This window comes from Enterobacter wuhouensis (assembly GCF_035835995.1).
Taxonomy (GTDB): Bacteria; Pseudomonadota; Gammaproteobacteria; order Enterobacterales; family Enterobacteriaceae; genus Enterobacter; species Enterobacter wuhouensis.
Map to the genome: position 1 here is coordinate 2,562,690 of NZ_CP142124.1, position 26,534 is coordinate 2,589,223.

The 26,534-nt window shown below is 54.8% G+C and carries 25 protein-coding genes; 12 read left to right on the plus strand and 13 right to left on the minus strand.

Going from position 1 to position 26,534, the window contains the following annotated elements; translation table 11 throughout:
• Window positions 1–14 precede the first annotated feature (14 nt).
• The 6 genes from VPX56_RS12340 to ymcF form a co-directional block, all read right to left on the minus strand.
• Window positions 15–821 carry an ABC transporter permease gene (locus VPX56_RS12340; protein ID WP_326466600.1) on the minus strand — a complete coding sequence of 269 codons (807 nt, stop codon included), beginning with the start codon at window positions 819–821 and terminating at the stop codon, window positions 15–17.
• Window positions 811–1,755, minus strand: coding sequence for an ABC transporter permease (locus VPX56_RS12345; protein ID WP_326466602.1), 945 nt, complete (start codon window positions 1,753–1,755; stop codon window positions 811–813). Before VPX56_RS12345 ends, VPX56_RS12340 begins: the two co-directional genes overlap by 11 nt.
• 1 nt (window position 1,756) lies before the next feature.
• Entirely contained in the window at window positions 1,757–2,770 is a 1,014-nt protein-coding gene (locus VPX56_RS12350) for an ABC transporter ATP-binding protein (protein ID WP_131632503.1), read from the minus strand.
• Between the two features lie 17 nt (window positions 2,771–2,787).
• Window positions 2,788–3,933, minus strand: a complete 1,146-nt coding sequence (ydcS, locus tag VPX56_RS12355; protein ID WP_131632502.1) for a putative ABC transporter substrate-binding protein YdcS — start codon at window positions 3,931–3,933, stop codon at window positions 2,788–2,790.
• Between the two features lie 274 nt (window positions 3,934–4,207).
• The gene (locus VPX56_RS12360; protein ID WP_326466607.1) at window positions 4,208–5,617 is read right to left on the minus strand and encodes an aminotransferase-like domain-containing protein; all 1,410 of its coding nucleotides are present in this window, start codon (window positions 5,615–5,617) and stop codon (window positions 4,208–4,210) included.
• 80 nt (window positions 5,618–5,697) lie between these two features.
• Window positions 5,698–5,886: a cold shock small protein YmcF gene (ymcF, locus tag VPX56_RS12365; protein ID WP_131632500.1), complete on the minus strand. Its 189-nt coding sequence runs from the start codon at window positions 5,884–5,886 to the stop codon at window positions 5,698–5,700.
• Between the two features lie 393 nt (window positions 5,887–6,279).
• On the opposite strand from ymcF, the gene VPX56_RS12370 reads away from it, so the two are divergent.
• From VPX56_RS12370 to hslJ, 4 genes are all read left to right on the plus strand, one after another.
• A complete protein-coding gene (locus VPX56_RS12370; RefSeq protein WP_326466611.1) occupies window positions 6,280–7,680 on the plus strand; it encodes a cytochrome ubiquinol oxidase subunit I in 1,401 nt (466 codons plus the stop codon).
• Window positions 7,680–8,690, plus strand: a complete 1,011-nt coding sequence (gene cydB, locus VPX56_RS12375) for a cytochrome d ubiquinol oxidase subunit II (protein WP_326466613.1) — start codon at window positions 7,680–7,682, stop codon at window positions 8,688–8,690. The genes VPX56_RS12370 and cydB overlap by 1 nt, the downstream gene beginning before the upstream one ends.
• Entirely contained in the window at window positions 8,690–8,818 is a 129-nt protein-coding gene (locus tag VPX56_RS12380; RefSeq protein WP_131632497.1) for a DUF2474 domain-containing protein, read from the plus strand. The genes cydB and VPX56_RS12380 overlap by 1 nt, the downstream gene beginning before the upstream one ends.
• 129 nt (window positions 8,819–8,947) lie before the next feature.
• Window positions 8,948–9,385, plus strand: a complete 438-nt coding sequence (hslJ, locus tag VPX56_RS12385; RefSeq protein ID WP_326466616.1) for a heat shock protein HslJ — start codon at window positions 8,948–8,950, stop codon at window positions 9,383–9,385.
• Here hslJ and VPX56_RS12390 read toward each other — a convergent pair whose 3' ends face one another.
• Entirely contained in the window at window positions 9,386–9,652 is a 267-nt protein-coding gene (locus VPX56_RS12390) for a putative hemolysin (RefSeq protein WP_131632495.1), read from the minus strand.
• A 271-nt stretch (window positions 9,653–9,923) separates the two neighbouring features.
• On the opposite strand from VPX56_RS12390, the gene nifJ reads away from it, so the two are divergent.
• The 4 genes from nifJ to VPX56_RS12410 all read left to right on the plus strand — a co-directional run bounded on the left by nifJ (window position 9,924) and on the right by VPX56_RS12410 (window position 15,455).
• Window positions 9,924–13,448 carry a pyruvate:ferredoxin (flavodoxin) oxidoreductase gene (gene nifJ / locus VPX56_RS12395; protein ID WP_326466621.1) on the plus strand — a complete coding sequence of 1,175 codons (3,525 nt, stop codon included), beginning with the start codon at window positions 9,924–9,926 and terminating at the stop codon, window positions 13,446–13,448.
• Window positions 13,449–13,836: 388 nt separating this feature from the next.
• Window positions 13,837–14,946, plus strand: a complete 1,110-nt coding sequence (ompC, locus tag VPX56_RS12400; protein ID WP_131632493.1) for a porin OmpC — start codon at window positions 13,837–13,839, stop codon at window positions 14,944–14,946.
• Between the two features lie 137 nt (window positions 14,947–15,083).
• A complete protein-coding gene (locus tag VPX56_RS12405) occupies window positions 15,084–15,296 on the plus strand; it encodes a KTSC domain-containing protein (RefSeq protein ID WP_131632492.1) in 213 nt (70 codons plus the stop codon).
• Between the two features lie 33 nt (window positions 15,297–15,329).
• The gene (locus VPX56_RS12410) at window positions 15,330–15,455 is read left to right on the plus strand and encodes a hypothetical protein (protein WP_263609578.1); all 126 of its coding nucleotides are present in this window, start codon (window positions 15,330–15,332) and stop codon (window positions 15,453–15,455) included.
• Here VPX56_RS12410 and VPX56_RS12415 read toward each other — a convergent pair.
• Both VPX56_RS12415 and VPX56_RS12420 read right to left on the minus strand, forming a co-directional pair.
• Window positions 15,452–15,868, minus strand: a complete 417-nt coding sequence (locus VPX56_RS12415) for a GFA family protein (RefSeq protein WP_326466625.1) — start codon at window positions 15,866–15,868, stop codon at window positions 15,452–15,454. The two genes, VPX56_RS12410 and VPX56_RS12415, sit on opposite strands and share 4 nt — an antisense overlap.
• A gap of 2 nt (window positions 15,869–15,870) precedes the next feature.
• A complete protein-coding gene (locus VPX56_RS12420; protein ID WP_131632490.1) occupies window positions 15,871–16,068 on the minus strand; it encodes a hypothetical protein in 198 nt (65 codons plus the stop codon).
• Between the two features lie 154 nt (window positions 16,069–16,222).
• On the opposite strand from VPX56_RS12420, the gene ttcA reads away from it, so the two are divergent.
• Window positions 16,223–17,158: a tRNA 2-thiocytidine(32) synthetase TtcA gene (ttcA, locus tag VPX56_RS12425; protein ID WP_131632489.1), complete on the plus strand. Its 936-nt coding sequence runs from the start codon at window positions 16,223–16,225 to the stop codon at window positions 17,156–17,158.
• A 42-nt stretch (window positions 17,159–17,200) separates the two neighbouring features.
• Here ttcA and dbpA read toward each other — a convergent pair whose 3' ends face one another.
• The 3 genes from dbpA to zntB all read right to left on the minus strand — a co-directional run bounded on the left by dbpA (window position 17,201) and on the right by zntB (window position 20,042).
• Window positions 17,201–18,574 carry an ATP-dependent RNA helicase DbpA gene (gene dbpA, locus VPX56_RS12430; protein WP_326466628.1) on the minus strand — a complete coding sequence of 458 codons (1,374 nt, stop codon included), beginning with the start codon at window positions 18,572–18,574 and terminating at the stop codon, window positions 17,201–17,203.
• A 27-nt stretch (window positions 18,575–18,601) separates the two neighbouring features.
• Entirely contained in the window at window positions 18,602–18,784 is a 183-nt protein-coding gene (ynaL, locus tag VPX56_RS12435) for a proline-rich small protein YnaL (RefSeq protein WP_131632487.1), read from the minus strand.
• 274 nt (window positions 18,785–19,058) lie between these two features.
• Window positions 19,059–20,042 (minus strand): zinc transporter ZntB, encoded by a 984-nt coding sequence (zntB, locus tag VPX56_RS12440; RefSeq protein WP_131632486.1) that lies wholly within the window; start codon window positions 20,040–20,042, stop codon window positions 19,059–19,061.
• A 197-nt stretch (window positions 20,043–20,239) separates the two neighbouring features.
• Here zntB and VPX56_RS12445 point away from each other — a divergent pair, with 197 nt between their 5' ends.
• Complete coding sequence (locus tag VPX56_RS12445) at window positions 20,240–21,370, plus strand: GGDEF domain-containing protein (RefSeq protein ID WP_326466632.1); 1,131 nt, start codon at window positions 20,240–20,242, stop codon at window positions 21,368–21,370.
• Window positions 21,371–21,402: 32 nt separating this feature from the next.
• Here the strand turns inward: VPX56_RS12445 and VPX56_RS12450 are convergent, their stop codons facing one another.
• Complete coding sequence (locus VPX56_RS12450; protein ID WP_326466634.1) at window positions 21,403–22,545, minus strand: methyl-accepting chemotaxis protein; 1,143 nt, start codon at window positions 22,543–22,545, stop codon at window positions 21,403–21,405.
• Between the two features lie 460 nt (window positions 22,546–23,005).
• Between VPX56_RS12450 and VPX56_RS12455 the strand changes: the two genes are divergently transcribed.
• Both VPX56_RS12455 and VPX56_RS12460 read left to right on the plus strand, forming a co-directional pair.
• A complete protein-coding gene (locus VPX56_RS12455; protein WP_326466636.1) occupies window positions 23,006–25,135 on the plus strand; it encodes a putative bifunctional diguanylate cyclase/phosphodiesterase in 2,130 nt (709 codons plus the stop codon).
• A gap of 92 nt (window positions 25,136–25,227) precedes the next feature.
• A complete protein-coding gene (locus VPX56_RS12460) occupies window positions 25,228–26,460 on the plus strand; it encodes a sensor domain-containing diguanylate cyclase (protein ID WP_326466638.1) in 1,233 nt (410 codons plus the stop codon).
• The last annotated feature ends 74 nt before the right edge of the window (window positions 26,461–26,534 follow it).

Below are 26,534 nucleotides of genomic sequence, written 5' to 3' on the forward strand. Positions count from 1 at the left end.
TGTTGAATTCAACGTTATTTCCCGCTTTCGGCGACGTTCTCACCGTCGCGGGTTAGCCACCAGGCTCCCAGAATGGGGACGGTTGTCACCAGCATCACCAGCAGCGCAACCACGTTGGTGACCGGCACGTCGCGCGGACGTCCGAGCTGGTTAAGCAACCACAGCGGTAACGTGCGCTCGTGTCCCGCGGTAAAGGTTGTGACGATAATTTCGTCAAAAGAGAGCGCAAACGCCAGCATGCCCCCCGCCAGCAGCGCCGATCCCAGATTGGGGAGCACCACGTAGCGGAAGGTTTGCCAGCCGTCTGCCCCTAAATCCATTGAGGCTTCTACCAGACTCCAGGAGGTGCGCCGGAATCGGGCAATGACGTTGTTAAACACCACCACCACGCAGAAGGTGGCGTGCCCCACCACGATGGTAAAGAAACCGGGCTCAAGATTGATGGTTTTGAAGGCGGTCAGCAGCCCCAGCCCGGTTATGATCCCCGGTAGGGCAATCGGCAACAGCAGCAAAAGTGAGACGGCATTCTTGCCAAAAAACTCGCTTCGCCACAGCGCCGCTGCAGCAAGCGTGCCAAGCACCAGCGCAATGGCGGTAGCGAGCGCAGCGATTTGAAGTGACAACGTCACTGAATCAATGATGTCGCCACGCCCTGCCGCCACGCTAAACCACTTCAGCGTCAGGCCTTTCGGCGGGAAGCTAAAGGCGGCGTCCTCGGTATTAAAAGCATAGGCCGCAATAATCAGCAGCGGGAAGTGAAGAAAGATAACGCCGCCCCACGCTGCAATCTTCAGGAACAACGGCGCGCGCTCAGAGTGCATCGAATGCTCCCAGACGTTTAACGAACGCCAGATAGAGTGAGATAAGCACAATCGGCACCAGCGTGAAGGCGGCGGCCATGGGCATATTGCCGATAGCCCCCTGCTGGGAATAAACCATATTGCCAATAAAGTAGCCCGGGGGCCCCACCAGCTGAGGCACGATAAAATCCCCGAGCGTCAGCGAGAACGTAAATATCGAGCCGGCCGCAATACCCGGAATGGCCAGCGGCAGGACGACGTAACGAAACGTCTGACGAGGCCTTGCGCCCAGGTCGGCCGAGGCCTGCAGCAAAGAGGCTGGCAGTCGTTCCAGCGCCGCCTGCACGGGCAGGATCATAAACGGCAGCCAGATATAGACGAAAACCAGAAAGCGCCCAAGCCCCGAGGTCGAGAGCGTATTACCCCCAACAGCAGGCAGCGTGAGAATGGACGTCAGGATCGGCTCCAGCCCCATGTGTCCGAGAAACCATTGGGCTACCCCGTCTTTTGCCAGAAGCAGCGTCCAGGCATAGGCTTTGACGATATAGCTCGCCCACATCGGGAGCATAACGGCGATATAGAAGAACGCTTTCCACTTTCCTCGGGTGTAGCGCGCCATATACCAGGCCATCGGAAACGCCAGGATCGCGCTGGCCAGAGTCACCGCGATAGCCATCACCAGGGTACGCACGATGATGTCGTAGTTCGCCGGGTTAAAGAGCGCCTTGAGGTTGGCAAAGGTCAGGTCCGGCGTGACCGACATGGTAAAGTCGTCGAAGGTATAAAATCCCTGCCACAGCAGCGTCAGGAGCGAGCCTAAATAGACGATGCCGAACCACATCAGCGGCGCAATCAGCAGCAAGAACAGGCCAAGCGACGGTTTACGCCACACTTGCGCGGTAAAGCGGCTTAAGGCGCTTCGCGATGAAGGCGAACGTGAAATGCTCCTGTCCATTTCACCTCTCCTCGTGAAGCAGTACCATGGCCTCGCGCGACCATGACGCCAGCACCTGCTGGCCCGGCTCAACGCCGTTTAGCATTGCGGCATCGCTGAGGTTGGCCTGACTCACCAGCAGCTTTTCGCCGTCCGCCAGCTTTAGCTCAAGGCGCGTCGCCGCGCCCTGGTATTGCACGGCCTGCACGGTGCCCTGAACCTGAACCTCCCCGCCTTCGTTAAGGCGAATATGTTCCGGTCGAAGCGAATACATACCGGACATTCCACACACTTTCCCGGCAAAGCTGGCGTCAAACACGTTAGAGGTGCCGACAAAACCCGCCACAAAGGGCGTACGCGGGCGCATGTAAAGCTCGCGCGGAGTATCAACCTGCTCGATACGGCCATTGTTGAATACCGCCACCCGGTCAGACATCGACAGCGCTTCGCCCTGATCGTGGGTGACGAAAATAAAGGTGATCCCCAGCTCCTGCTGCAGTTTTTTCAGCTCAAACTGCATCTGCTCGCGCAGCTTGAGATCCAGTGCGCCTAAGGGCTCATCCAGCAGCAGCACGCGCGGTTCATTAACCAGCGCTCGCGCGATGGCGACACGCTGGCGCTGTCCGCCCGAAAGCTGGGAAGGCTTACGCGCAACGGCGAAGCTTAACCCCACCTTATCCAGCGCCTCGCGCGCCTGCGTGTGCCGCTTTTTCCTGTCGACGCCTTTCACCATCAGCCCGTAGGCGACGTTATCCAAAATGGACATATGGGGGAACAGCGCATAATCCTGGAAAACGGTATTCACATCCCGCTCCCAGGGAGGAAGCTCGCTCGCCTCTTTGCCGAAAATCTTTATCGCGCCGCCGGAGAGCTGTTCAAAACCGGCAATCAGGCGCAGGCAGGTGGTTTTGCCGGAGCCCGAAGGCCCCAGCATAGAGAAAAACTCCCCGTCGCGAATGCCAATGGTGACGCCATCCACCGCCCGCACGTCACCGTACAGACGGGAAACGTCGTTAAATTCTACCGCGTACGTCATGCTCTGCTCCCGGGTGATTAACGACCACCCATGATGGCGATGTAATCCTGTGTCCAGCGGCTGTACGAAACATACTTTCCGCCGTCTGCGATCGGGGTTTTCCAGAACATGATTTTGTCGAAAGCGTTATAGCCGTTGGTTTCGCACCCTTTGTCACCCAGCAGCGTGCTGGCCTTGCATCCCTCCGCCACCACCGGCAGTGAGCCAAACCAGGCGGCCAGATCGCCCTGTAATTTTGGGGTAAGTGACCAGTTCATCCACCTGTAGGCGCACATCGGGTGTTTAGCCTCGGCGTGAAGCATGGTGGTATCCGCCCAGCCCGTTACCCCCTCTTTCGGAAACACGGTGGCGACGGGCTGATTTTCTGCTTTCAGGGCGTTGGCCTGATACGGCCAGGCGCTGGACGCGACCACGCCTTCATTTTTGAAATCGCTCATCTGAACGGTCGTGTCGTGCCAGTAGCGGTGGATCAGCGCGTGCTGGTCGCGCAGCACCTTCAGCACCGCGGCATACTGTTGTTCGGTGAGCTGGTACGGATCGGTGATGCCCAGCTGCGGCTGGGTTGATTTAACGAACAGCGCCGCATCGGCGATATAGATAGGGCCGTCATACGCCTGCACGCGGCCCTGATTGGTTTTACCGTCCGGAAGATCCTGCTTAACGAAAACCACGCTCCAGCTGTCGGGAGGCGTCGGGAAGGTTTTGGTGTTGTACATCAGCAGATTGGGGCCCCACTGGTACGGCGTGCCGTAGACTTTACCGCCCACGTTGAACCAGGCCCCCTTCACAATGCGCGGATCGATTGTCTTCCAGTTGGGGATCAGGTCGGGGTTAATCGGCTGAACGCGTTTACCGGCAATGAGGCGCAGCGATGCATCACCCGATGCGGTAACCAAATCGTAACCGCCCTTCGCCATCAGGCTGACCATCTCATCCGAGGTCGCGGCGGTTTTCACATTGACCGCACAGCCCGTCTCTTTCTCAAACTGGGTGACCCAGTCGTAATTTTTATCGGTCTGGCCGCGTTCGATATACCCCGGCCAGGCGATGATATCAAGACGCCCCTCTCCGTTGCCGATTGCCTTTGGCGGCTCGGCGGCTTGGGCCGTCACGATCGTCATGCCGAGCGCGCACAGGCTGCTGCATGCAAATTTTTTGCTCATTAGGTTTACTCCTGTCGCAATGAAATTTAGCGGCAGCCGTGCCGTAAAAATATCTCCCTAGTTAAACGTAGACCGCGCAAATGCGCCGCACCGCGCGGCTTCAGGAAATTTCATCAAGGTGTGACAGAGGGCGCATTCCCCGTTAACTGGATTATAGACAAGGGGTTAGCCGTAAGGGGGAGTATGCAGATTTCCTATGATGCCCCCCCGATGGATAGTCGCGGGGCCATCTGAAAGATAAGGAATGATTATTGGCATGGGAGGGGGAGAAATATTAATCCAGCATCTCGCGAATTAATTTTCCTAGCTGGTTCACGGCCTGTTCTTCACGCTCCCCCCACGCCCAGGACGTATTAAACCGGAAGAACGGCGTCCAGACATCGGATGTTGAAAACATCTTTCCGGGCGCAATGCTGATGTGATGAGGCAACGCTTTTTCGCTCAGCAGCCCTGCATCCAGCCCGGCGGGAAGTTCCAGCCATAAAAAGTAGCCGCTGTCGTTATGATGGATTTTAACGCCCGCCGGCATATGGCGTAAAAGCGCCTGCCATGCCTGCTGCTTGCGCTCGGCCAGCGTGCGCCTCAGGCGGCGAAGGTGCGCGTCGTAGCGTTTGGTCGCCAGGTAATCCACCAGCGCCAGCTGCATCGGAGAGCTGGTGGATAACGTGCTCATCAGCTGCAGGTGCTGAATGCGCCGCGCATGTTTTCCCGCCGCTACCCAGCCGATACGAAAGCCCGCCACCAGACATTTAGAGAATGACGAACAGTGCAGCGTCATGTCCTGCTGGTCCCAGGCTTTGGCCGGGAGCGGCTTTTCGCGCCCAAAATAGAGCTCGCTGTAGACATCATCTTCTATCAGGATGACGTTATGACGGGTTAACAGCGCAACCAGACGGGCTTTTTTCTCTGCGCTCAGCGTAAAGCCAAGCGGATTTTGGCTGTTGGTCATTAGCCAGCAGGCTTTTACCGGGTAATCGTTGAGGGCCTGTTCAAGGGCATTCAGGTCGATCCCCTCGCGAACATCCGTCGCGATAGATAAAGCTTTCAGCTTCAGGCGTTCCAGCGCCTGCAGCGCGCCGTAAAAGCAGGGATTTTCAACGATCACCCAGTCGCCCGGTTCCGTGACGGCCTGCAGGCTGAGGTTCAATGCTTCGAGCGCACCGGCGGTGATAACAATCTCTTCCGGAGAGATGTTCATCCCCTGCTGTGCATAACGACGGGCAATGGCGTGACGCAGGTCGACGTTTCCCGGCGGCAGGTTTTCAATCACGCTCATCGCCGTGGCGGTTTTGCTGACGTTAGCAAGGGAGCGATTTAGCTGCTGGAGCGGGAAAAGCCGGGGATCGGGAAACGCGGAGGCAAAGGGTACAACGGAAGGGTCGCGGCTGGCCTGCAGTACGTCGAAGATATAGGTGTTGATGTCCACCACTTCGTCACGCATGACCTGCGCGGGGGGAGCAGGCTGTTGCGCGGTCGGGCGCGAGGCAACGTAATAGCCCGACTGCGGTCTGGCGACGATGCGCCCCTGACTTTCCAGCATCTGATACGCGTGGCCGACGGTCATAAAACTCATCCCGCTGCTCGCCACCTGCTCTCGCAGAGAAGGCAACTTGTCGCCCGGCAGCCATACGCCAAGCTCAATCTGCGAGATTATTTGTTGCGCCAGACGCTGGTATTTTTTCATCAGATTCTCCTTATTGCCGACAGTGTATATCAGCAGGAGAAAAAGAGAAGATTTTGCTAACTGTTATGAAAACGCGGTTATTATTTACGGAACTCGGTAACGTGACTCTGTGCGGAACGCGCAGCGGCCAGGTGGTCGAGCGTAATCATCGGCGATTTGCAAAAAATGCATTTGGCGCCGAACGGATTTGCCTCAGACACGTCAAAGGCGGAGGTACGGTACTGCGAGCCATGGCAGCATGGGCAGCGGAAATGGATATAAGAAGTCATAAGATTCTCCTGTAAACGTAAAAACGTAAATTACTAATGGGCCGATAGGGCAATAATGGTTTTAAACAAAAACGAATCGGAAAGTAGATAAAGACCCAAGAGAGGCTGCGGAGAGGCACAACGTGATGAGAACTGCTTTATAAAACTACGTCAGATATTTATTTGGACTTAAAACCAGAAAACCATTAACGCACTTCGCTGACGACAAAGCAAGAGGTTTAATGCGTAAAAATCATAAAAATAACTTTTTTATGCATTCACCGCAGGCATATCAGATGACGGAAAAACCGGATTTTAGATAACTGTTATACATAAAAAATCCTTTTCTGCGTCTGATAGTCCCCTTTCCGGCCCTATACCATAACAGTACACCGTTTGACATTGAGGCTGTGCATGTTTGGTTTAGATGCTTTTCATCTCGCGCGGATACAGTTTGCCTTTACCGTATCCTTTCACATTATTTTCCCCGCGATCACCATCGGGCTGGCGAGCTATCTCGCCGTGCTGGAAGGTCTGTGGCTGAAAACAAAAAATCCGGTCTGGCGCTCGCTGTACCATTTCTGGTCGAAGATTTTCGCCGTTAACTTCGGCATGGGCGTGGTGTCCGGCCTGGTGATGGCCTACCAGTTTGGCACCAACTGGAGCGGATTTTCGCAGTTTGCGGGCAGTATCACCGGGCCGCTGTTGACCTATGAAGTGCTTACCGCGTTCTTCCTTGAGGCGGGTTTCCTCGGGGTCATGCTGTTTGGCTGGAATAAGGTCGGACCCGGGCTGCACTTCTTTGCGACCTGCATGGTGGCGCTGGGGACAATCATCTCCACCTTCTGGATCCTCTCCTCAAATAGCTGGATGCAGACCCCGCAAGGCTATGAGATCGTCAACGGTCAGGTGGTGCCGGTGGACTGGTTTGCCGTGGTCTTTAACCCTTCCTTCCCTTATCGCCTGCTGCACATGTCGATTGCGGCGTTCCTGAGCAGCGCCCTGTTTGTCGGCGCTTCCGCCGCCTGGCATCTGCTGCGGGGCAATACGACGCCAGCCGTTCGCGCCATGTTCTCAATGGCGCTGTGGATGACCCTGATTGTCGCCCCCATCCAGGCCATAGTTGGCGATATGCACGGGTTGAACACCTTAAAGCACCAGCCCGCAAAAATTGCCGCCATAGAAGGCCATTGGGAAAACCCGCCGGGTGAACCTACGCCGCTGCTGCTGTTTGGCTGGCCGGATATGGAACAGGAACGCACCCGTTTTGGCCTGGCGATCCCGGCGCTGGGTAGCCTGATCCTGACGCACAGTCTCGATAAGCAGGTCCCGGCACTGACGGAATTCCCGAAGGAGGATCGTCCCAACTCTACCATCGTCTTCTGGTCGTTCCGTATCATGGCGGGCTTAGGCATGCTGATGCTGCTTCTGGGCGTTGCGGCGCTCTGGCTGCGCTACAGAAAGCGAATGTATACCTCGCGACCGTTCCTGTGGTTTGCCCTCCTGATGGGGCCGTCCGGATTAATTGCCATCCTGGCCGGATGGATCACCACCGAGGTAGGCCGTCAGCCCTGGGTCGTCTACGGGCTTCAGAGATCCAGGGATGCCGTTTCCGCCCATGGCGATTTGCACATGAGCGTGAGTTTACTGGCCTTCTTCGTCGTCTATACCTCGGTATTCGGCGTGGGCTACAGCTATATGGTTCGCCTCATCCGAAAAGGCCCGCAGCCGCATGAATCATTCGCCACCGAGTCCGACGGACGTCCCGCGCGCCCGCTTTCTGCCGTCACAACTGAACATAAGGAGCAGCCATAATGGGTATCGATCTTTCCATTATCTGGTTTGTCATTATCGTCTTCGCCACGCTGATGTATATCGTGATGGACGGCTTTGATCTGGGGATTGGCATTCTGTTCCCGGCAACGCAGAACGCCGACGATCGCAACGTGATGGTCAACAGCGTCGCCCCCGTCTGGGACGGAAATGAAACCTGGCTGGTGCTGGGCGGCGCGGCGCTCTTCGGCGCCTTTCCGCTGGCCTACGCGGTGATCGTCGACGCGCTGACCATCCCGCTGACGTTAATGCTGATCGGGCTTATCTTCCGCGGAGTAGCGTTTGAGTTTCGCTTTAAAGCCACGCCGGCCCACCGTCCCTTCTGGGATAAAGCCTTCATTGGCGGGTCGATCCTAGCTACCTTCACGCAGGGCATCACGGTGGGGGCTGTGATTAACGGTTTCGCCGTCACGGGCCGCGCGTACAGCGGCGGCCCGTTTGACTGGTTAACCGTATTTAACCTTTTCTGCGGCGCGGGGCTTGTTGTGGCATATGCACTCCTGGGTGCCACGTGGCTGGTAATGAAAAGTGAAAATAGCCTGCAGGTGCGGATGCGCCAGGTATCGAAAACCCTGCTGATCGTCCTGCTGCTGTTTATCGCGGCAATTAGCCTGTGGACGCCGCTGGCGCAACCGGCAATCGCCGAGCGCTGGTTCACGCTGCCAAATCTCTTTTATCTGCTGCCCGTTCCTGTCCTGGTGGTGTTGCTGAGCCTGTGCCAGTGGCGAAGCCTGAACAATCCCGAGAGCCACACTCTCCCCTTCGTTCTTTCGCTGGGGCTGATATTCCTCGGGTTTGGCGGGCTGGGGATCAGCATCTGGCCGCATATCATCCCGCCGTCAATCACACTGTGGCAGGCTGCAGCGCCGACGCAAAGCCAGGGCTTTATGCTGGTGGGCGCGTTATTAATCATTCCGGTAATTCTGGTCTATACCTTCTGGAGTTATTACGTTTTTCGCGGAAAAGTTCAGCATGGGGAGGGTTATCACTGATGCAACAACCTGTCTGGAAACGCCTGATGTGGCTGGTCATTATCTGGGGCGGCAGCGTGCTGGCGCTGGCGTGCGTGAGTATGCTCTTTCGGATGCTCATGGCGGCGGCAGGGTTTAAATCCCACTAGGCCCGCGTCCGGGCAGCGACGACGTTGCCCGGATGAGGACCCCGCACTTTCAGATAAACCCCATTAATTCATCGCAGAGTATCGTTACACTTACAACAGATTCACAGTATTTATAGTCTGAGAAGAAAAATGAAAAAGCGTGTTGCGTTAACTGTTATGAGTTTTGTCCTCAGCGGCTGCGTCAATCCAGGCAAAGCGTCTGTACAACCGGAGCAGCTTCAGAACCACCGGTTTGTGCTGGAAAGCGTGGATGGCAAAACGGTGAAGGGCGCGGCAGCGCAACCCGAGATCGGCTTTAGTGCCCTGCCGGACATTAGCCTGGTAAACAACATTACGGTTTCAGGCGCGATGTGTAATAGCTTCAACGGACAGGGGAAATTGTCCGAAGGGGAGCTCAAAGTCAAAACGCTGGCGATGACCCGTAAACTCTGTACCGACGCAAAGCTTAACGAGCTGGATCGCAATATCGGCGACATGCTGCGCAAAGGCGCGCAGGTCGACCTGACTGAAGATCAGCTGACGCTGGCGACGGCAGACAAAACGCTGACGTTTAAACGCGCAGAGTAATCAGTAGTTACCGCAGCTTCCAACGGCAAGCGACTGTTCGCTGCAGCGTTTGCCGTTTGGCAAGGCGCACATGCCGATGGCGGAGCCGTCAAGCTGGCGGGCAACGGACAGTGAACCACCGATCATCGCGCAGTTAGCCTGTCCCGAATTGGACATCGCCGCCTTCATACCCGGCGTGACGTGCGCCGCCGTTGCCTGCTGAACAGGCTCGTTGCTACATGCCGATAATAATAACGCGGCACACCCTACCCAAAACGCTGAACGCATACTCTCTTCCCCATAAATAAAGCGAAACCTATGCATAATAGGCATCATGTCCCGAGCCGTCGAGAGCGGAAGTGCGTATTTATGCGCTCCAGAAACAATTTCTCGCAATTTTTCCGCCAATAGTTTGATCTACTCATTGATAGCGAGAATATCAAGGACACAAAAGCGAAAATCGTTAAACCCCAGCTTTGCTAAAATAGAGAAATAATATTCAGGGTCTGTTGAGCTATTTCAGCCCCCTCTTTTTTGCGCAATGTAAGGGTGTCGTCCTATGCAAACTATTGACGGTAATGGTGCAGTCGCCTCAGTCGCGTTCCGCACCAGCGAAGTTATCGCCATCTACCCAATTACGCCAAGTTCTACGATGGCCGAGCAGGCGGACGCCTGGGCCGGGAATGGCTTAAAAAACGTCTGGGGTGATGTCCCACGCGTGGTTGAAATGCAGTCCGAAGCGGGCGCGATCGCGGCAGTACACGGTGCGCTGCAGACCGGTGCCCTCTCCACGTCGTTCACCTCGTCGCAGGGATTGCTGCTGATGATCCCGACGCTGTACAAGCTGGCGGGGCAGCTCACGCCGTTCGTGCTGCACGTTGCGGCCCGAACCGTTGCCACCCACGCCCTCTCTATTTTTGGCGATCATTCGGATGTGATGGCCGTCCGTCAGACAGGCTGCGCCATGCTCTGCGCCAGCAGCGTTCAGGAAGCCCAGGACTTTGCGCTTATTTCGCATATCGCGACGCTGAAAAGCCGGGTTCCGTTCATTCACTTCTTCGATGGTTTCCGCACCTCTCACGAAATCAATAAAATCGTCCCGCTGGCAGACGACACGATCCTTAATCTGCTGCCGCAGGCGGACATTGACGCACATCGTGCGCGCGCCCTGAACCCTGAGCATCCGGTTATCCGTGGAACATCCGCCAACCCGGATACGTACTTCCAGTCCCGCGAAGCGACGAATCCCTGGTACAACGCCGTTTACGACCATGTCGAGCAGGCGATGAATGATTTCGGCGCGGCGACCGGGCGCGAGTACAAGCCCTTTGAATACTACGGACACCCGCAGGCAGAACGCGTCATTGTGCTGATGGGTTCGGCCATTGGCACCTGTGAAGAGGTCGTGGACGAGCTGCTGATGCGCGGTGAAAAAGTCGGCGTGCTGAAAGTGCGTCTTTATCGCCCGTTTTCTGCCGGACATCTGCTCTCGGTACTGCCGGAAAGCGCGCGCGCCGTCGCGGTGCTCGATCGCACCAAAGAGCCGGGCGCCCACGCGGAGCCCCTGTATCTGGACGTCATGACCGCCCTGGCAGAAGCCTTCAACAGCGGCGAACGCGAAACCCTGCCGCGCGTCATTGGCGGGCGTTATGGCCTGTCATCAAAAGAGTTTGGCCCGGACTGCGTGCTGGCGGTGTTTAGTGAGCTGAGCGCAGCGAAGCCAAAACCGCGCTTTACGGTGGGTATTTACGATGACGTCACCAACCTCTCCCTGCCACTACCGGAGAACACCCTGCCGTCGACGGCCAAACTCGAAGCGCTGTTCTATGGTCTGGGCAGCGACGGCAGCGTTTCGGCAACCAAGAACAACATCAAGATTATCGGTAATTCAACGCCGTGGTATGCCCAGGGATACTTCGTCTACGACTCCAAAAAAGCAGGCGGCCTGACCGTCTCGCACCTGCGCGTCAGCGAACACCCCATTCGCTCGGCGTATCTGATTTCGCAGGCCGATTTTGTTGGTTGTCACCAGCTGCAGTTTATCGACAAATACCAGATGGCCGAGCGGCTGAAGCCCGGCGGTATTTTCCTGATCAATACGCCGTACGGCGCGGACGAGGTCTGGGGGCGCCTGCCGCAGGACGTGCAGGCGGTGCTAAACCAGAAAAAAGCCCGTCTGTTTGTGATTAACGCGGCGAAAATCGCCCGCGAATGCGGCCTTGCCGCCCGTATCAATACCGTTATGCAGATGGCCTTCTTCCACCTGACCCATATTCTGCCCGGCGACAGCGCGCTGATGGAACTGCAGGGTGCGATAGCCAAAAGCTACAGCAGCAAAGGTAAGGAGCTGGTTGAGCGTAACTGGCAGGCGCTGGCCCTGGCGCGCGAGTCAGTATTCGAGGTGCCGCTGCAGCAGGTGAATGCCGCCAGCCCGAACCGCCCGCCGGTGGTATCGGATGCTGCACCTGATTTTGTTAAGACCGTTACGGCAGCCATGCTCGCCGGACTGGGTGACGCCCTGCCCGTCTCTGCGCTGCCGCCGGACGGCACCTGGCCGGTGGGCACCACGCGCTGGGAAAAGCGCAACATCGCCGAAGAGATCCCTATCTGGAAAGAGGAGCTGTGCACCCAGTGCAACCATTGCGTGGCGGCCTGTCCTCACTCGGCCATTCGTGCAAAAGTGGTGTCGCCAGAAGAGATGGAAACCGCACCGGCCAGCCTGCACTCGCTGGACGTAAAATCCCGCGATATGCGCGGGCAAAAATACGTTCTCCAGGTCGCCCCTGAGGATTGCACCGGCTGTAATCTGTGCGTAGAGGTATGCCCGGCGAAAGATCGTCAGAACCCGGAAATCAAAGCCATCAACATGATGTCTCGCCTTGAGCACGTTGAAGAAGAAAAAGTGAACTATGACTTCTTCCTCGGCTTACCGGAGATCGACCGCAGTAAGCTGGAGCGAATTGATATCCGTACCTCGCAGCTGATTACGCCGCTGTTTGAGTACTCTGGCGCCTGCTCTGGGTGCGGTGAAACGCCGTATATCAAGCTGCTGACGCAGCTTTACGGCGACCGCATGCTGATTGCTAACGCGACCGGCTGCTCTTCAATCTACGGGGGCAACCTGCCGTCCACGCCGTACACCACGGATGCAAACGGACGCGGTCCGGCATGGGCTAACTCACTGTTTGAGGATAACGCCGAGTTTGGTCTGGGCTTCCGTCTTACCGTCGACCAGCACCGCGCGCGCGTGATGCGCCTGCTGGAACAGTTTGCCGATAAAATCCCAGCGGCGCTGAACGACGCGCTGCACGCTGAAGCCACGCCTGAGGTGCGTCGCGAACAGGTCGCCGAGCTGCGTGCTGCCCTGCACGGCGTGGAAGGCGCTGAACAGCTGCTGACCGACGCCGATGCCCTGGTCGAGAAATCGATCTGGCTGATTGGTGGCGACGGATGGGCCTACGACATCGGATTTGGCGGGCTGGATCACGTATTAAGCCTGACCGAGAACGTTAACATCCTGGTGCTTGATACCCAGTGCTATTCCAATACCGGTGGTCAGGCGTCGAAAGCCACGCCGCTGGGCGCCGTCACGAAGTTTGGCGAACACGGCAAGCGCAAGGCACGTAAGGACCTCGGCGTGAGCATGATGATGTACGGTCACGTTTACGTTGCACAAATTTCGCTGGGCGCACAGCTTAACCAGACGGTGAAAGCGATCCAGGAGGCCGAGGCCTATCCGGGGCCTTCGCTGATCATCGCCTACAGCCCTTGCGAAGAGCACGGTTACGATCTCGCGCTGAGCCACGATCAGATGCGCCAGTTGACGGCTACCGGCTTCTGGCCGCTGTACCGCTTCGACCCGCGTCGTGCCTATGAAGGTAAATTACCGCTGGCGCTTGATTCGCGCCCGCCGTCAGATGCCCTTGCCGAGACGTTAATGCAGGAGCAGCGCTTCCGCCGCCTCAATGCCCAGCAGCCTGAAGTGGCCGAGCAGCTGTGGAAAGATGCCGCTGCGGATCTGCAAAAGCGCTATGACTTCCTCGCCCAGATGGCCGGGAAAGCTGAAAAATCGACCAGCGAGTAATTTTCATGCCCGGCCTGTCCGGGCATTTTTTTGCATAAAAAAAGCCCGATGAATTGACATCGGGCTAATCCAAACCATCAATGAATATAGCGTTAATAACGCGAATTATATTCACACGAATTATGGATGAAGAAATCTTAAAGGCATATAACGGCGCAAAGCGTACCGTCTTTAGGGAGAAATTAATAATTTTTATTTTGTATATTTCCTGTTAATTCATTCATCAAACTAATCATCATTTCCTTTGCATTATTCGGTTTAGAATTTACTTAGTTAGTAACAATTATACTTTATTACTCCTTACGGTAGTGATTTAGCATGAGACATCTTTCCCATTCGGAAAGTTCAATACGTAATTAAATAAAAACAACCGCAAAGGAATATCATAATGCAAAGAAAAGTACTGGCTCTCATGATTCCGGCTATCTTAATGGCTGGCGCTGCACACGCTGCAGAAATTTATAACAAAGACGGTAATAAACTGGATCTGTACGGAAAAGTAGATGGCCTGCATTACTTCTCTGATGATTCCTCTAAAGATGGCGATCAGACCTATATGCGTTTGGGCTTCAAAGGCGAAACCCAGATTAATGACATGATGACCGGCTACGCGCAGTGGGAATACAACATTCAGGCGAACAACACCGAAGGTTCTGACAACCAGTCCTGGACTCGTCTGGCGTTCGCAGGGGTGAAAGTGGGCGATTACGGTTCATTCGACTATGGTCGAAACTACGGCGTGCTGTACGACGTAGAAGGCTGGACCGATATGCTGCCGGAGTTCGGCGGCGACTCCTATACCTATGCCGATAACTTTATGACCGGCCGTGCTAACGGCGTGGCAACCTACCGTAATACCGACTTCTACGGTCTGGTGCAGGGTCTGAACTTTGCGCTGCAGTATCAGGGCAATAACGAGTCCGGCAACAATAACCAGGAAGGCACCAACAACGGTCGCGATACCCGTCATGAAAACGGCGACGGCTTCGGTATCTCCACCACTTACGACATTGGCATGGGCTTCAGCGCAGGTGCGGCTTACGCCTCTTCTGACCGTACCAACGACCAGGTGACGCGTACCACTGCTGGCGGTGATAAAGCGGATGCGTGGACCGCAGGTCTGAAATACGATGCTAACAACGTTTATCTGGCGACCATGTATTCCGAAACCCGCAACATGACGCCATACGGTGACAAGAAATACGCCGTTGCCAATAAAACCCAGAACTTCGAAGTAACCGCACAGTACCAGTTCGACTTCGGTCTGCGCCCGGCTATTTCTTACCTGCAGTCAAAAGGCAAAGATCTGGGTAACGGCGAAGGTGATAAGGATCTGGTTAAATACGCTGACGTTGGCGCAACCTACTATTTCAACAAAAACATGTCCACCTATGTTGATTATAAAATCAACCTGCTGGACGAAGATGACAGCTTCTACAAAAATAACGGTATCGGCACTGATGATATCGTAGCCTTAGGCCTGGTTTACCAGTTCTAATCGCAATAGCCCGCAAAATTTTGCGGGCTAACTCTTTTATATTTAACGGTAAAGCATATATTACTTTCAGCTTGCATACCGCAACCGTCATGATAGATGATAAGGCTCTTGTTATACGCGATACGAGGCCTAACACCATGGTTCATCACCCTGTCATATCATCGCGCATTGCCTCTGTTGCCTACGATGAACCCAGCGCCACGCTTGAAGTTCGCTTTCGCAACCGCACCACGCTGCGGTATCAGTCCGTTCCGCCCCGCATTTTTACTGATTTTTTGAGCGTTGTCTCAAAAGGCCGCTTCTACGACGGGGTTGTTAAGGGCAAGTTTAAGGAAATCAGGGTACAGTGAAATACAACGTTGAATGCATATAAGGATATTTGCGTGTTTACCCGCGTTTCACTGACTCTGCTTGCCCTTTTAGGCTGCATCTGGATTGCACTAATCTTTGATTTTGGCGGTATTGTTCATCATCTGGGCGTTCTCTTAAACGCGCTGGATGCCGACTAATCGTCGTCTTTCCGTCGAAACGACAGATAGCCAAATACGCCGCTGTCGCCATCCGCAGGGTGGTTAACGCCGTCCATCACCGCCACCTCCGGGAAATCGAACGGAGTGACATTTTCGAAGCAGGCGACGTTAACCCCGTACTGATCAGGGTTAGAGCGCCTCTGGTGGAACGTGTAAATCCCGCAGACCGAACAGAAGAAGTGCCGCGCCGTTCCCGTGTTAAAACGGTACTCGGTCAGTTTGTCCTGGCCTTTGGTCACGGTGATGCCCGTTAACGGCGCGGAAACCACCACTGCCCCCCGCATCCGACAAAAAGAACAGCTGCAGCGCCGCGCCGTATTGAGCCCGTCGGTTAGCTCAACCGTAAAGGCTACTGCCCCGCAATGACATTGCGCGTTACGGATCTCTGCCATGGTTACACCCCTTTACTTACCAGTTCAGCGGCCTTAACAAAAACCTCATCCTCCACCCCATCCCCCTTCTGCCTGCCAAGCCGTCTTAGTTCAGCGACAATGCTTTCGCGGTTAATGGTTTCCTGCGATGAAACCAGACCAATGACCGCAGCACCGATCGCCAGCCCAACCAACCCTGTTTGTTCGTCTTTGTTCTTCATTTCATAGCTCCCTTGTGCCACTGAAAAGATTAGCAGCAGTATTGTAAAACGTGCTGGTATTCGCCGCCGCAATCCGTACCATAATGCGATGCTGGTGCCCTGATGGCCATTTTTGCCCCACCGGTGCCCCCTTTGAGATTTGAGTAAATTATAAATGTCGCAAAATCAAGAGATTAACAAAAAAGAACAGTACAACCTGAACAAGCTGCAAAAGCGCCTGCGCCGTAACGTCGGCGAAGCCATTGCGGACTTCAACATGATTGAAGAAGGCGATCGCATTATGGTCTGCCTCTCAGGGGGTAAGGACAGCTACACCATGCTGGAGATCCTGCGTAATCTTCAGCAAAGCGCACCGGTGAATTTTTCTCTGGTGGCGGTTAACCTTGACCAGAAACAGCCGGGTTTCCCGGAGCACATTCTTCCAGAGTACCTGGAAAAGCTTGGCGTAGAGTACAAGATCGTCGAAGAAAATACGTACGGTATTGTGAAAGAGAAGATCCCAGAGGGGAAAACCACCTGCTCTCTCTGCTCGCGTCTGCGCCGCGGCATCCTCTACCGTACCGCGACGGAGCTGGGCGCGACCAAAATTGCGCTCGGACACCACCGTGACGATATTCTGCAAACGCTGTTCCTGAACATGTTCTACGGCGGCAAAATGAAGGGTATGCCTCCGAAGCTGATGAGCGACGACGGCAAACACATTGTGATCCGCCCGCTCGCCTACTGCCGTGAGAAAGATATCGAACGTTTTTCCCAGGCTAAAGAGTTCCCGATCATTCCATGCAACCTGTGCGGTTCGCAGCCAAACCTGCAGCGTCAGGTGATTGGCGATATGCTGCGTGACTGGGATAAACGCTATCCGGGCCGCATCGAAACCATGTTCAGCGCCATGCAAAACGTGGTGCCTTCCCACCTGGCGGACATTGAGCTTTTCGATTTCAAAGGCATTAACCACGATTCAGAAGTGGTGAACGGCGGCGATCTGGCATTCGATCGTGAAGAGATCCCGATGCAGCCGGCGGGCTGGCAGCCGGAAGAAGATGAGAATCAGCTAGAAGAACTGCGTCTGAACGTGGTGGAAGTGAAGTGATAAAGCAGCGTCTCAGAAGCGGCTTCTGAGACGCAATTTTTATTATTTCAGCAGGCGAACGCGGCAGGTTTTACCCTTAATCTTGCCGCTTTGCAGCTGCTTCCATGCTTTGTGCGCCACCGACTGGCGTACCGCCACATAGACATGCGCAGGATGCACCGCAATCTTGCCGATATCCGCCCCGTCCAGACCAATATCCCCGGTCAGCGCACCTAAGACATCACCCGGACGCATCTTGGCCTTTTTACCGCCGTCGATGCACAGCGTCGCCATTTCGGCGTCCAGCGGAACGATGCTCACATTGCCAGGGGCATTCATCCAGTTCAGCTTTATCTGCAGCATTTCAGACAGAATATTGGCACGCTGTGCCTCTTCCGGCGCGCAGAAGCTAATCGCAAGACCGCTGTTGCCCGCACGCGCGGTACGGCCTATACGGTGGACGTGTACTTCCGGGTCCCATGCCAGCTCGTAGTTCACCACCAGCTCCAGGGATTTGATATCCAGGCCACGCGCGGCAACGTCGGTTGCCACCAGCACGCGGGCGCTGCCGTTGGCAAAGCGCACCAGGGTCTGATCGCGGTCGCGCTGTTCCAGATCGCCGTGCAAAGACAACGCGCTCTGCCCGGCATCGTTCAGCGCATCGCATACCGCCTGACAATCTTTTTTGGTATTGCAGAACACCACGCACGAGGCCGGCTGATGCTGGCTGAGCAGCTTCTGCAGAAGCGTAATTTTTCCCTGCTGCGAAGTTTCAAAGAACTGCTGTTCGATGGCGGGCAGCGCGTCAACGGTATCGATTTCAATGGTGAGCGGATTTTTTTGCACCCGACCGCTGATTGCCGCGATGGCTTCTGGCCAGGTCGCAGAGAACAGCAGCGTCTGGCGATCGGCAGGCGCGAAACGAATGACTTCATCAATCGCATCGCTAAAGCCCATATCCAGCATACGGTCTGCTTCATCCATGACCAGCGTTTGCAGGGCATCAAGCGATACGGTGCCCTTTTGCAGGTGATCCAGCAGGCGGCCCGGCGTTGCCACAATAATGTGCGGAGCATGCTGCAGGGAATCACGCTGTGCGCCGAACGGTTGTCCACCGCAAAGCGTAAGAATTTTGGTGTTCGGCAGGAAACGCGCCAGACGACGCAGCTCGCCTGCGACCTGGTCCGCCAGCTCGCGGGTTGGACAGAGGATCAGAGACTGGGTCTGGAACAGCGCAGCATCAATATGCTGCAGCAGCCCGAGGCCGAATGCCGCAGTTTTCCCACTGCCCGTTTTTGCCTGTACCCGTACATCCCGGCCTTCAAGGATGGCCGGCAGCGCGGCCGCCTGCACAGGGGTCATAGTGAGGTATCCCAACTCGTTGAGGTTATCGAGCTGGGCAGCGGGCAGAACATTCAGGGTAGAAAAAGCGGTCACAATCGTCTCTCGTGGTCATCTTTGCGGTCAGATGGCGCGTATCCTCGCAGATCTCGAGGTTTGATGCGACATTTTAATCGGTTCTTCATCCGGCGGCGGGTCGGGCATCGGCTGGGGACGCGGGATAGGGTCCGGCATCGGGACGGGATCGTTGGGTTCTGGGCCAACGGGAATTGAATTTCGCTGTCGAAGAGTGAGTGGAATGCTCATCTTTGCCTCCAGGTTTAGGCGCTCTCCCTTTTAGGGTAGTCGCTGACGAACAGGAGGCAAAAAAAAGCCGACTATAAAGTCGGCGTCGTACGAATCAATTGTGCTATGCAGTAATTCAAAAAAAGGAAGTAAGACAATATGGAGCGCAACGCCCATCGCTTGACGTTGCATTCACCTGCGGGAGTAATATTGCACCTTACGGGGTAGATGTTTATTGACTTCGCTCAATTAAAAGAGCGTTTTGAACCCCGTAAAACCACGAAAAAGTGTAAATTTACAGCCATTTACTGCGATGCAACCACCACGCAACACCGCCAATCAAAACAACTAACATTACGCAAAAAGCGGTAAAGCCGTAGTGATAGGCTCCGCCGGGTATACCGCCGAGGTTGACGCCAAAGAGCCCTGTCAGGAAGGTGCTGGGTAAGAACACCATTGCCATTAGCGACATCGTGTAGGTTCGTCTCGCCAGCGACTCCTGCATCACCTGGGCAATTTCATCTGCCATCACCGCCGTTCTGGCGATACAGGAATCAATCTCATCCAGGCCGCGTCCCAGCCGGTCGGCAATATCCTGCATTCTGCGGCGCTGATCGTCATTCATCCAGCTAAGACGTTCGCTGGCAAGGCGGGCGTAGACGTCGCGCTGCGGCGTCATATAGCGACGCATCACTATCAGCTGCTTGCGCAGCAAGGCGAGAAAACCGCGCGGTGGGATTTGCTGATCGAGCAGGTTATCCTCAAGATCGATAATTTTATCGTGCAGCTCTTCGATAAACTCGCTCGCATGATCGGTGAGTGCATCACAGACATCCACCAGCCAGCTTCCGCAGTCGGTCGGCCCGGTGCCCTCTTTCAGATCGTTTACCACGTCATCCAGCGCCAGCACCTTACGCTGGCGCGTAGACACAATCAGCCGTTCATCCATGTACACGCGCATCGCCACCAGCTGATCCGGGCGCTCGTCCGTGCTGCCATTAATACAGCGCAGCGTGATCAGCGTGCCGTCGCCCATTCTGCTCACGCGCGGGCGCAGGCTTTCCCCCGCCAGCGCGTCGCGAACGTTGTTCGGCAGGAGCGGCGTCGACGCCAGCCAGTCAGCGCTATCCGCATGGGTATAGTTGAGGTGTAGCCAGCATGGATGCTCGTTATCAATCTCATCGCTGTTTTCCAGCGGCCGTGCGCCGCCGCGGCCATCGAACACCGTCGCAAACACAGCGTCAGGAACGTTGAGTTCCGATCCTTTAATGCTCTCCACAAGGCCTCCACCTTTTCATCTCTTTCGTTGTCAGTCTAGCTTTCGTCCTGGGTTAAGCAACAAATTTGTCCCGCATCGCGCTGAAATAGCTCATGAATTAGACGTTTTCACACAGGTTCCAGTAGACAGCCGCAGGCGATCGGATAGAGTTAATGAAATGCTGTCGATGTGATCTAAATGTTTACTGAGGTAAGTGAGTGACGCTAACAAAGAGCTGTGCAGCATTCGATGTACGCCTGGCTGAAATGCGAGCCATTGCGATAAAAACCAGCATGGGCTGGTTCCTGTGGGTGAACATCCTCTTTTCGCTGTTCATACTGGGCCGCCGTTTTTTCGCTACGCACGAAACCTTAACCAATCCACTTCATCCCGCAGGGCTGATGGAAACCATGATGGTTATCGTTTTGATGCTCTCTGCCGCAGTGCTTTTTATACTGCGCATGGCCCCCTTACAAAACGCCTCCTGGCTGGGGAGGCTGGCAAAAGGCATCGTCGTTGGCTTGAGTTTTTGCTGGGCAACCTGCTTTTATATTCTGATCAACAGCGAAGATATCCGCATCGTTTTCCCCTTTGCCGCTCTCCTGCTGTTTACCGCGCTGATCTCTCTCTACTTCGATCCGAAGGTGCTATTGAGTTTTATACTTCCGGTGTGGTTAACCATTCTGGTTGCAACGTTGTTCCATCCGGCCCAGCTCACCGTTCTGAGCGCATTACAGTGGGTTTTGCTGGCGGGATTAATCGAATCCGGCAGGCGTATTCTTAACAGCTGGTTTATTTTGGCGCTACGTCGCGAGCAGGAAAACGCCGATCTGATTAACCAGTTAAGCATGCTTGCGAGCAAAGATCCCTTAACCGGTATAGCGAACCGCCGAACCATCAAGGCGCGGTTGGATCAGGAGATCGCCCGCCATGAGCGCGATGGCAAAGGTTTTGGATTGATCATGCTGGATGTCGATCACTTTAAACTTTATAACGACCGCTACGGCCATCAGAATGGTGACAGCTGTCTGGTCACGATCGCCAGAATTCTTGAATCCGCCACTCAGGATCACCGCGGCACCGTGGGCCGTGTCGGCGGCGAGGAGTTTGTCGTATTACTCCCTGATGCTGATGCCCATCTGCTGCAAACCACCGCCGAAAGCATCTCTCGTGCGCTGCGGGCGAAAGCCCTTGAACACGCCCTTTCCCCGGTGAGCGATACCGTCACGGTGAGCCAGGGGTTAACGGTCTGGCAGCCTGGTCAAACCGCGCAGGCCGTCATCGCCCAGGCCGACAAAGCGCTGTACTCGGCAAAACAGCAAGGGCGCAATCGCTGGATCGAGGTATAAAAAAGCCTGGCGTACCAGGCTTAATATTCTTATCACACCAGGTGCTCGTGCCGCTGGCGGACCGGCAAGGAACGCTCCTCCGCCAGTGATGAGTAACCTTGCTCAAGCCTGAAATTCCGCGTCCGGGCCTGAAGTTCAATGACCTGATTGCGCAAAACGTCAGAGGACCCGTTCAGCTCCTCTGCCATCGCCACGTTGCTCTGAGTGACGCGTTCCAGCTCGGACAGTGCCAGCGTGATTTGCGAAATCCCTTTTTCCTGCTCGGAGGTCGATGCGGAAATGTCATCCATCAGTCGGCTGACGTTGCCGGAGCCGGCCACAATTTCACGCATGTTTTTTTCAGCTTCAGACACTACGGTCACGCCCTGGGTGACGTTGCTGCTGGTCACTTCAATTAATGTTTTAATATTCTTTGCGGCTTCGGCACTCCGGTGTGCGAGATTTCTCACCTCTTCTGCCACCACCGAGAACCCTTTGCCGTGATCGCCCGCTCTGGCTGCCTCAACGGCCGCATTCAGCGCGAGAATATTGGTCTGGAAGGCAATTCCGTCAATCAGCGAGATAATTTCCGTCATTTGCTGAGCACATTCAGTAATTGACTCCATATTGGTCGCAACCTGACCCATTAGCTCCCCGCCTTTTCTCGCCTGAAGCGTTGCCACGTTGGCCTGCTCGCTGGCCAGGCGCGAGTTATCGGCGGTATTTTTTGTGCTTGCCGCCATCTGTTCCATGCTGGCCGCGGTTTCAATCAGCGACGCGGATTGCTGCTCTGTTTTCACCGAGAGCTGTGCGCTGCGCGCCGAAAGCTGCTCTGACAGGGTCATGGCATTCTGCGACGAAGCTCTGATCTCCCGAACCAGCGTGGCAATGCTGCTGGACAAGCTATTAATGCCGGGAATCAATCGCCCCGCGCAGTTATTGCCAAACTCGGGGATCGATACCGCAAGATTGCCGGATGTCACTTCTTCAATACTTTTTTTCACAGTATTGATCGGCGTCACAAGATATTTTGTCATGTAGGTCCATAACAAAAATAAGGCAATGATATTGATGATATTAACTGAAATAAAGAGCGTAGATTGGGTTGATAATAACGCCACCACACCTGCATTTACCAAAAAAACACATAAAAGGAAATAGATAATGAATGTCCTGACACTAATATTTCTTAGCATGATTATTCCCACAACTTTATATTATAGTCGGCATTAACGTTTATAGCACCAGCCAGATTATTTGTCCTCACGAACCGCGCTGGTTTTTAGTTTCGCCGTTAGATATCTGCAATTTAGCTTAGGTCAGAGCAAACGCGCGTATTGGTAAGAAAGTTAGCCCTGGACTGCTGCGATACTGGCCTCACCCCGACTTAAGCGATACCATCGCCTCAGGTGAGAAAGACCGTTCGCCCGCATATTTAAGGAGTGTTGCTGCAATTCTTCGCCGTTGTTTAGCAATACTTAATACGTTAATAACGATGATATATTTTATATTCTTTATTAACGCTAAAATTTTAATATGACTGGTCGTTTTTCACGATAAATAACTAATATTGTTTGAACGTGCATGTCCTTTGCCAGATGAAAGAGATGCCCGGCAGGCGAAATGCGTAACCTTTTTTTGGCGTGGGATTGCATAATGCTCAACGTGTCGTGGGACCCTGTGTTAATAGCCCTCTCCTATCTGGTGGCCTTTATTGCTTCGTTTGTGGCATTAGACAGCGCTGGGAAAATTCCCCTTTCCAGCCGTAAAGCGGCAATATTCTGGCGTATTGCCGGGGGATGTACGCTGGGGATAGGGATTTGGTCGATGCATTTCATTGGTATGCTGTCGATGAAGATGCCTGTGATGATGAGCTATGACCTGTGGCTCACCCTCGCCTCGCTGGGTATCTCCGTTTTGGCCTCTACCCTCGCCATCAACATCGCCGTATCGGGTAAATCCCTTTCTCGTTTTCGACTGCTCTTTGCCACGCTGATCCTCAGCGCCGGCGTCGTGTCCATGCACTACGTGGGGATGACCGCATTACTGCTTAATGGCAGCATCGTCTGGGATCGCCGCATCGTTGCGTTGTCTATCGCGATCGCGGCGATCGCGTCCGGCGCGGCGCTGTGGCTGGCATTTCATCTGCGGGATAAGCGCAAGGGCATCTTTGTAAACCGCATCATTGCGTCTCTGGTCATGGGCGCGGCCATTTGCGCAATGCATTACACGGGGATGAGCGCCGCGCAGTTTGGGGAAATGGAACACACAATGTCCGGCGGCGTCAGCGAATCTGGATTGTCTTTATGGGTATCGGTAACAACGCTGTGCCTGCTCGGCATTATGCTCATTATCTCACTCGTTGATTCACATTGGCGCACCAATCGGTTAACCGAAAATCTTCGTCAGCTCAACGGCCAGCTGGAACTGCAGGCGCGTTTCGATGCGCTTACAGGCCTTGCCAATCGCCACCAGATGGATATCCGCATGCAGGACTGCCTGCACAGCGCGCTCCTCAGCAAAAAGCAGTTTGCCGTCATTTTTCTCGATGTCGACCACTTCAAACGCGTCAATGATACCTGGGGCCACCACGTCGGCGACGAGCTGTTAATCACGCTTGCCCAGCGGATCACCGCCAGATTAACCCGCGAAATGACGCTGGCAAGGCTGGGGGCCGACGCCTTCATCCTGCTGGTGCCCGAGTGCGATGACGAGAGGCTAAATGCCCTTCTTTCAGCATTGCTTGAAGATATGCGCCGCCCGCTTTCACTCTGCGGGCATGCGCTAAACAGCACGATCAGCGCCGGGGTAAGCCTCTACCCTCAGCATGGCGAAACGCTGCATGAGCTGAAGCTGAAGGCCGACGCGGCCATGCACCATGTTAAAGAGGAAGGACGCAACGGCTGGGCGATTTACCGTCCTGAGATGTCGACCGCCGTCCCGGCAAAACCCGGTTTCCTGCAGGAGCTGTCTCAGGCGCTTGAGCGCGATCAGTTTGAGCTGTGGTATCAGCCTACCTGGTACGCCGGGCAAAAGACTATCCACGGCTTTGAAGCGCTTCTGCGCTGGCGGCACCCTGAGCAAGGCGTTTTACTCCCCAACCTGTTCATTCCGTCGCTGGAGCAAACGGGGCTGATTATTCCCGTTGGAAACTGGGCGATTGAGGCAGCCTGTCGGCAGCTTCACTTCTGGACTGAACAAGGATTCAGCCAGTGGACGCTGTCCTTTAACCTATCCCCGATTCAGTTTGAACAGCCGGATATCTTTACTATCGTCTCGTCAATGCTGCAAAAATATGATCTCTCCCCCTCCCGCCTTATCCTCGAAGTCACCGAGAGCACTGCGCTTAAAAACCTCGACCGCAGCATTGAGCTTTTGAATGCGTTCAATCAGGCCGGGATAACGGTTTCTATTGATGATTTTGGTACGGGCTATTCCAACCTGCTGATGCTCAGCGTGCTACCGGCGAAAGAGCTGAAGATCGACAAAAGCTTTGTCAGCTCAATGCTGGAAAATGAAAAAAGCCGCAAGCTGGTTGAAACCATCATTCATATCGCAAGAACGATGGAGATGAGTATCGTTGCCGAGGGGATCGAGACAGAAGAGCAGCAGGCCGTACTCACCGACCTTGGCTGCGATTATCTGCAGGGATTTCTGTTCTCTCGCCCGTTGCCTGCCGAGCAGGTTCCGTGGCTGCTGCTGCAGAAGAATTCGGATAAACAAATTATCCCCATCGGGAAAATAAATACGGATACCCCCTTTGTTTCACAAAAAAATCATGCCTGATGTCATTGAGTGGAGTATGTTTCAGAGGAGTCTACGCGAGTCAGTTCCACCGCGATCGTCAGGCACGCTGTGCCGATGTACAGGAATTCCCTATGTCGCAATACAGTTTTGATGCGCTTAACTTTATTAAAACTCCCGTGTGGCTGATTTCAGCTGCTTCTGAACATATTATTTTTGCCAACGCGGCTGCCGCTGAGATTATGCAGGATAAATCGCTTGATGAGATGCGCAAAGGCATCTATTCCGCGAACGCGCAACAGCAGCTGTCAATGTATGTTTCAGAGCTAAAAACCGATCAGGAAATTATCGAGATCTGGACCGTCTGGCGCAATCAGCAGCACTCGACCCTGAGTTGCCGCCTGTCCCTGGCCCACTACGAACCGTTTGGCGAGGTCATCGTTTTTGAAGGGCTTCCTCAACCCGCCCTGTCCGGTCTCAAAGCCAGCCGGTCCGCAACCTATCAGCGCAAAAAACAGGGATTTTATGCTCGATTTTTCCTGACCAATAGCGCGCCGATGCTCTTAATCGACCCGGCGCGGGACGGCCAAATTGTCGATGCAAACGTGGCGGCACTTAACTTTTACGGCTATTCCCACGATGACATGTGCGCCAGGCATACCTGGGAGATAAACGCTCTCGGCCGGGATATTTTGCCGGTGATGACCGAAATCGCCGCGCTGCCGGGCGGGCATAAACCTCTTAATTTCATTCACCGCCTGGCTGATGGCTCAACCCGTCACGTGCAGACCTATGCGGGGCCCATCGAAATTTACGGTGACAAACTGATGCTGTGCATCATTCACGATATCACCGAGCAAAAGCGCCTGGAGCAAGAGCTGGAATACGCCGCGCAGCGGGATTCGATGACGGGTCTGCTCAACCGCCGTCAGTTCTATACCATCACGGAGCAGACCAACCCGTCTCACCTTCCTGCGCAGCAGCAGTTTAGCCTGCTGCTGGTGGATACCGATCGCTTCAAAAACATAAACGACGCCTTTGGCCATCTGAAGGGGGATGAAGTGCTCATCTCTCTGGCGCGTATGCTCGAAGCCTGCAGTCGTAAAGACGATGTTGTCTTTCGCTGGGGCGGCGAAGAGTTTGTGATCCTGTTGCCGCGAACCTCGCTCGAAACCGCCATGCAGATTGCCGAAACCCTTCGCGCCGCCGTCGCCCATATCACCATTCCAGGCTTACCCAGATTCACGGTTAGTATCGGCGTGGCGCGGCACAATCAGGGGGAAAGCATCGATGAGCTGTTCAAGCGGGTGGATGATGCGCTGTATCGCGCCAAGAATGACGGACGCAATAAAGTGCTGGCAGCATAAAACTGGTGTGTCTTAAAAACCCTCGCTACAATGCCCACCTTGGATAAACAGAATCAGGGTGGGTAATATCTGCG

Excerpts from the sequence above, each read along its gene's own strand:
- VPX56_RS12340 (WP_326466600.1), bottom strand. The coding sequence starts at position 821 with ATGCACTCTGAGCGCGCGCCGTTGTTCCTGAAGATTGCAGCGTGGGGC.
- VPX56_RS12345 (WP_326466602.1), bottom strand. The coding sequence starts at position 1,755 with ATGGACAGGAGCATTTCACGTTCGCCTTCATCGCGAAGCGCCTTAAGC.
- VPX56_RS12350 (WP_131632503.1), bottom strand. The coding sequence starts at position 2,770 with ATGACGTACGCGGTAGAATTTAACGACGTTTCCCGTCTGTACGGTGAC.
- ydcS (WP_131632502.1), bottom strand. The coding sequence starts at position 3,933 with ATGAGCAAAAAATTTGCATGCAGCAGCCTGTGCGCGCTCGGCATGACG.
- VPX56_RS12360 (WP_326466607.1), bottom strand. The coding sequence starts at position 5,617 with ATGAAAAAATACCAGCGTCTGGCGCAACAAATAATCTCGCAGATTGAG.
- ymcF (WP_131632500.1), bottom strand. The coding sequence starts at position 5,886 with ATGACTTCTTATATCCATTTCCGCTGCCCATGCTGCCATGGCTCGCAG.
- VPX56_RS12370 (WP_326466611.1), top strand. The coding sequence starts at position 6,280 with ATGTTTGGTTTAGATGCTTTTCATCTCGCGCGGATACAGTTTGCCTTT.
- cydB (WP_326466613.1), top strand. The coding sequence starts at position 7,680 with ATGGGTATCGATCTTTCCATTATCTGGTTTGTCATTATCGTCTTCGCC.
- VPX56_RS12380 (WP_131632497.1), top strand. The coding sequence starts at position 8,690 with ATGCAACAACCTGTCTGGAAACGCCTGATGTGGCTGGTCATTATCTGG.
- hslJ (WP_326466616.1), top strand. The coding sequence starts at position 8,948 with ATGAAAAAGCGTGTTGCGTTAACTGTTATGAGTTTTGTCCTCAGCGGC.
- VPX56_RS12390 (WP_131632495.1), bottom strand. The coding sequence starts at position 9,652 with ATGCGTTCAGCGTTTTGGGTAGGGTGTGCCGCGTTATTATTATCGGCA.
- nifJ (WP_326466621.1), top strand. The coding sequence starts at position 9,924 with ATGCAAACTATTGACGGTAATGGTGCAGTCGCCTCAGTCGCGTTCCGC.
- ompC (WP_131632493.1), top strand. The coding sequence starts at position 13,837 with ATGCAAAGAAAAGTACTGGCTCTCATGATTCCGGCTATCTTAATGGCT.
- VPX56_RS12405 (WP_131632492.1), top strand. The coding sequence starts at position 15,084 with ATGGTTCATCACCCTGTCATATCATCGCGCATTGCCTCTGTTGCCTAC.
- VPX56_RS12415 (WP_326466625.1), bottom strand. The coding sequence starts at position 15,868 with ATGGCAGAGATCCGTAACGCGCAATGTCATTGCGGGGCAGTAGCCTTT.
- VPX56_RS12420 (WP_131632490.1), bottom strand. The coding sequence starts at position 16,068 with ATGAAGAACAAAGACGAACAAACAGGGTTGGTTGGGCTGGCGATCGGT.
- ttcA (WP_131632489.1), top strand. The coding sequence starts at position 16,223 with ATGTCGCAAAATCAAGAGATTAACAAAAAAGAACAGTACAACCTGAAC.
- ynaL (WP_131632487.1), bottom strand. The coding sequence starts at position 18,784 with ATGAGCATTCCACTCACTCTTCGACAGCGAAATTCAATTCCCGTTGGC.
- VPX56_RS12450 (WP_326466634.1), bottom strand. The coding sequence starts at position 22,545 with ATGCTAAGAAATATTAGTGTCAGGACATTCATTATCTATTTCCTTTTA.
- VPX56_RS12455 (WP_326466636.1), top strand. The coding sequence starts at position 23,006 with ATGCTCAACGTGTCGTGGGACCCTGTGTTAATAGCCCTCTCCTATCTG.
- VPX56_RS12460 (WP_326466638.1), top strand. The coding sequence starts at position 25,228 with ATGTCGCAATACAGTTTTGATGCGCTTAACTTTATTAAAACTCCCGTG.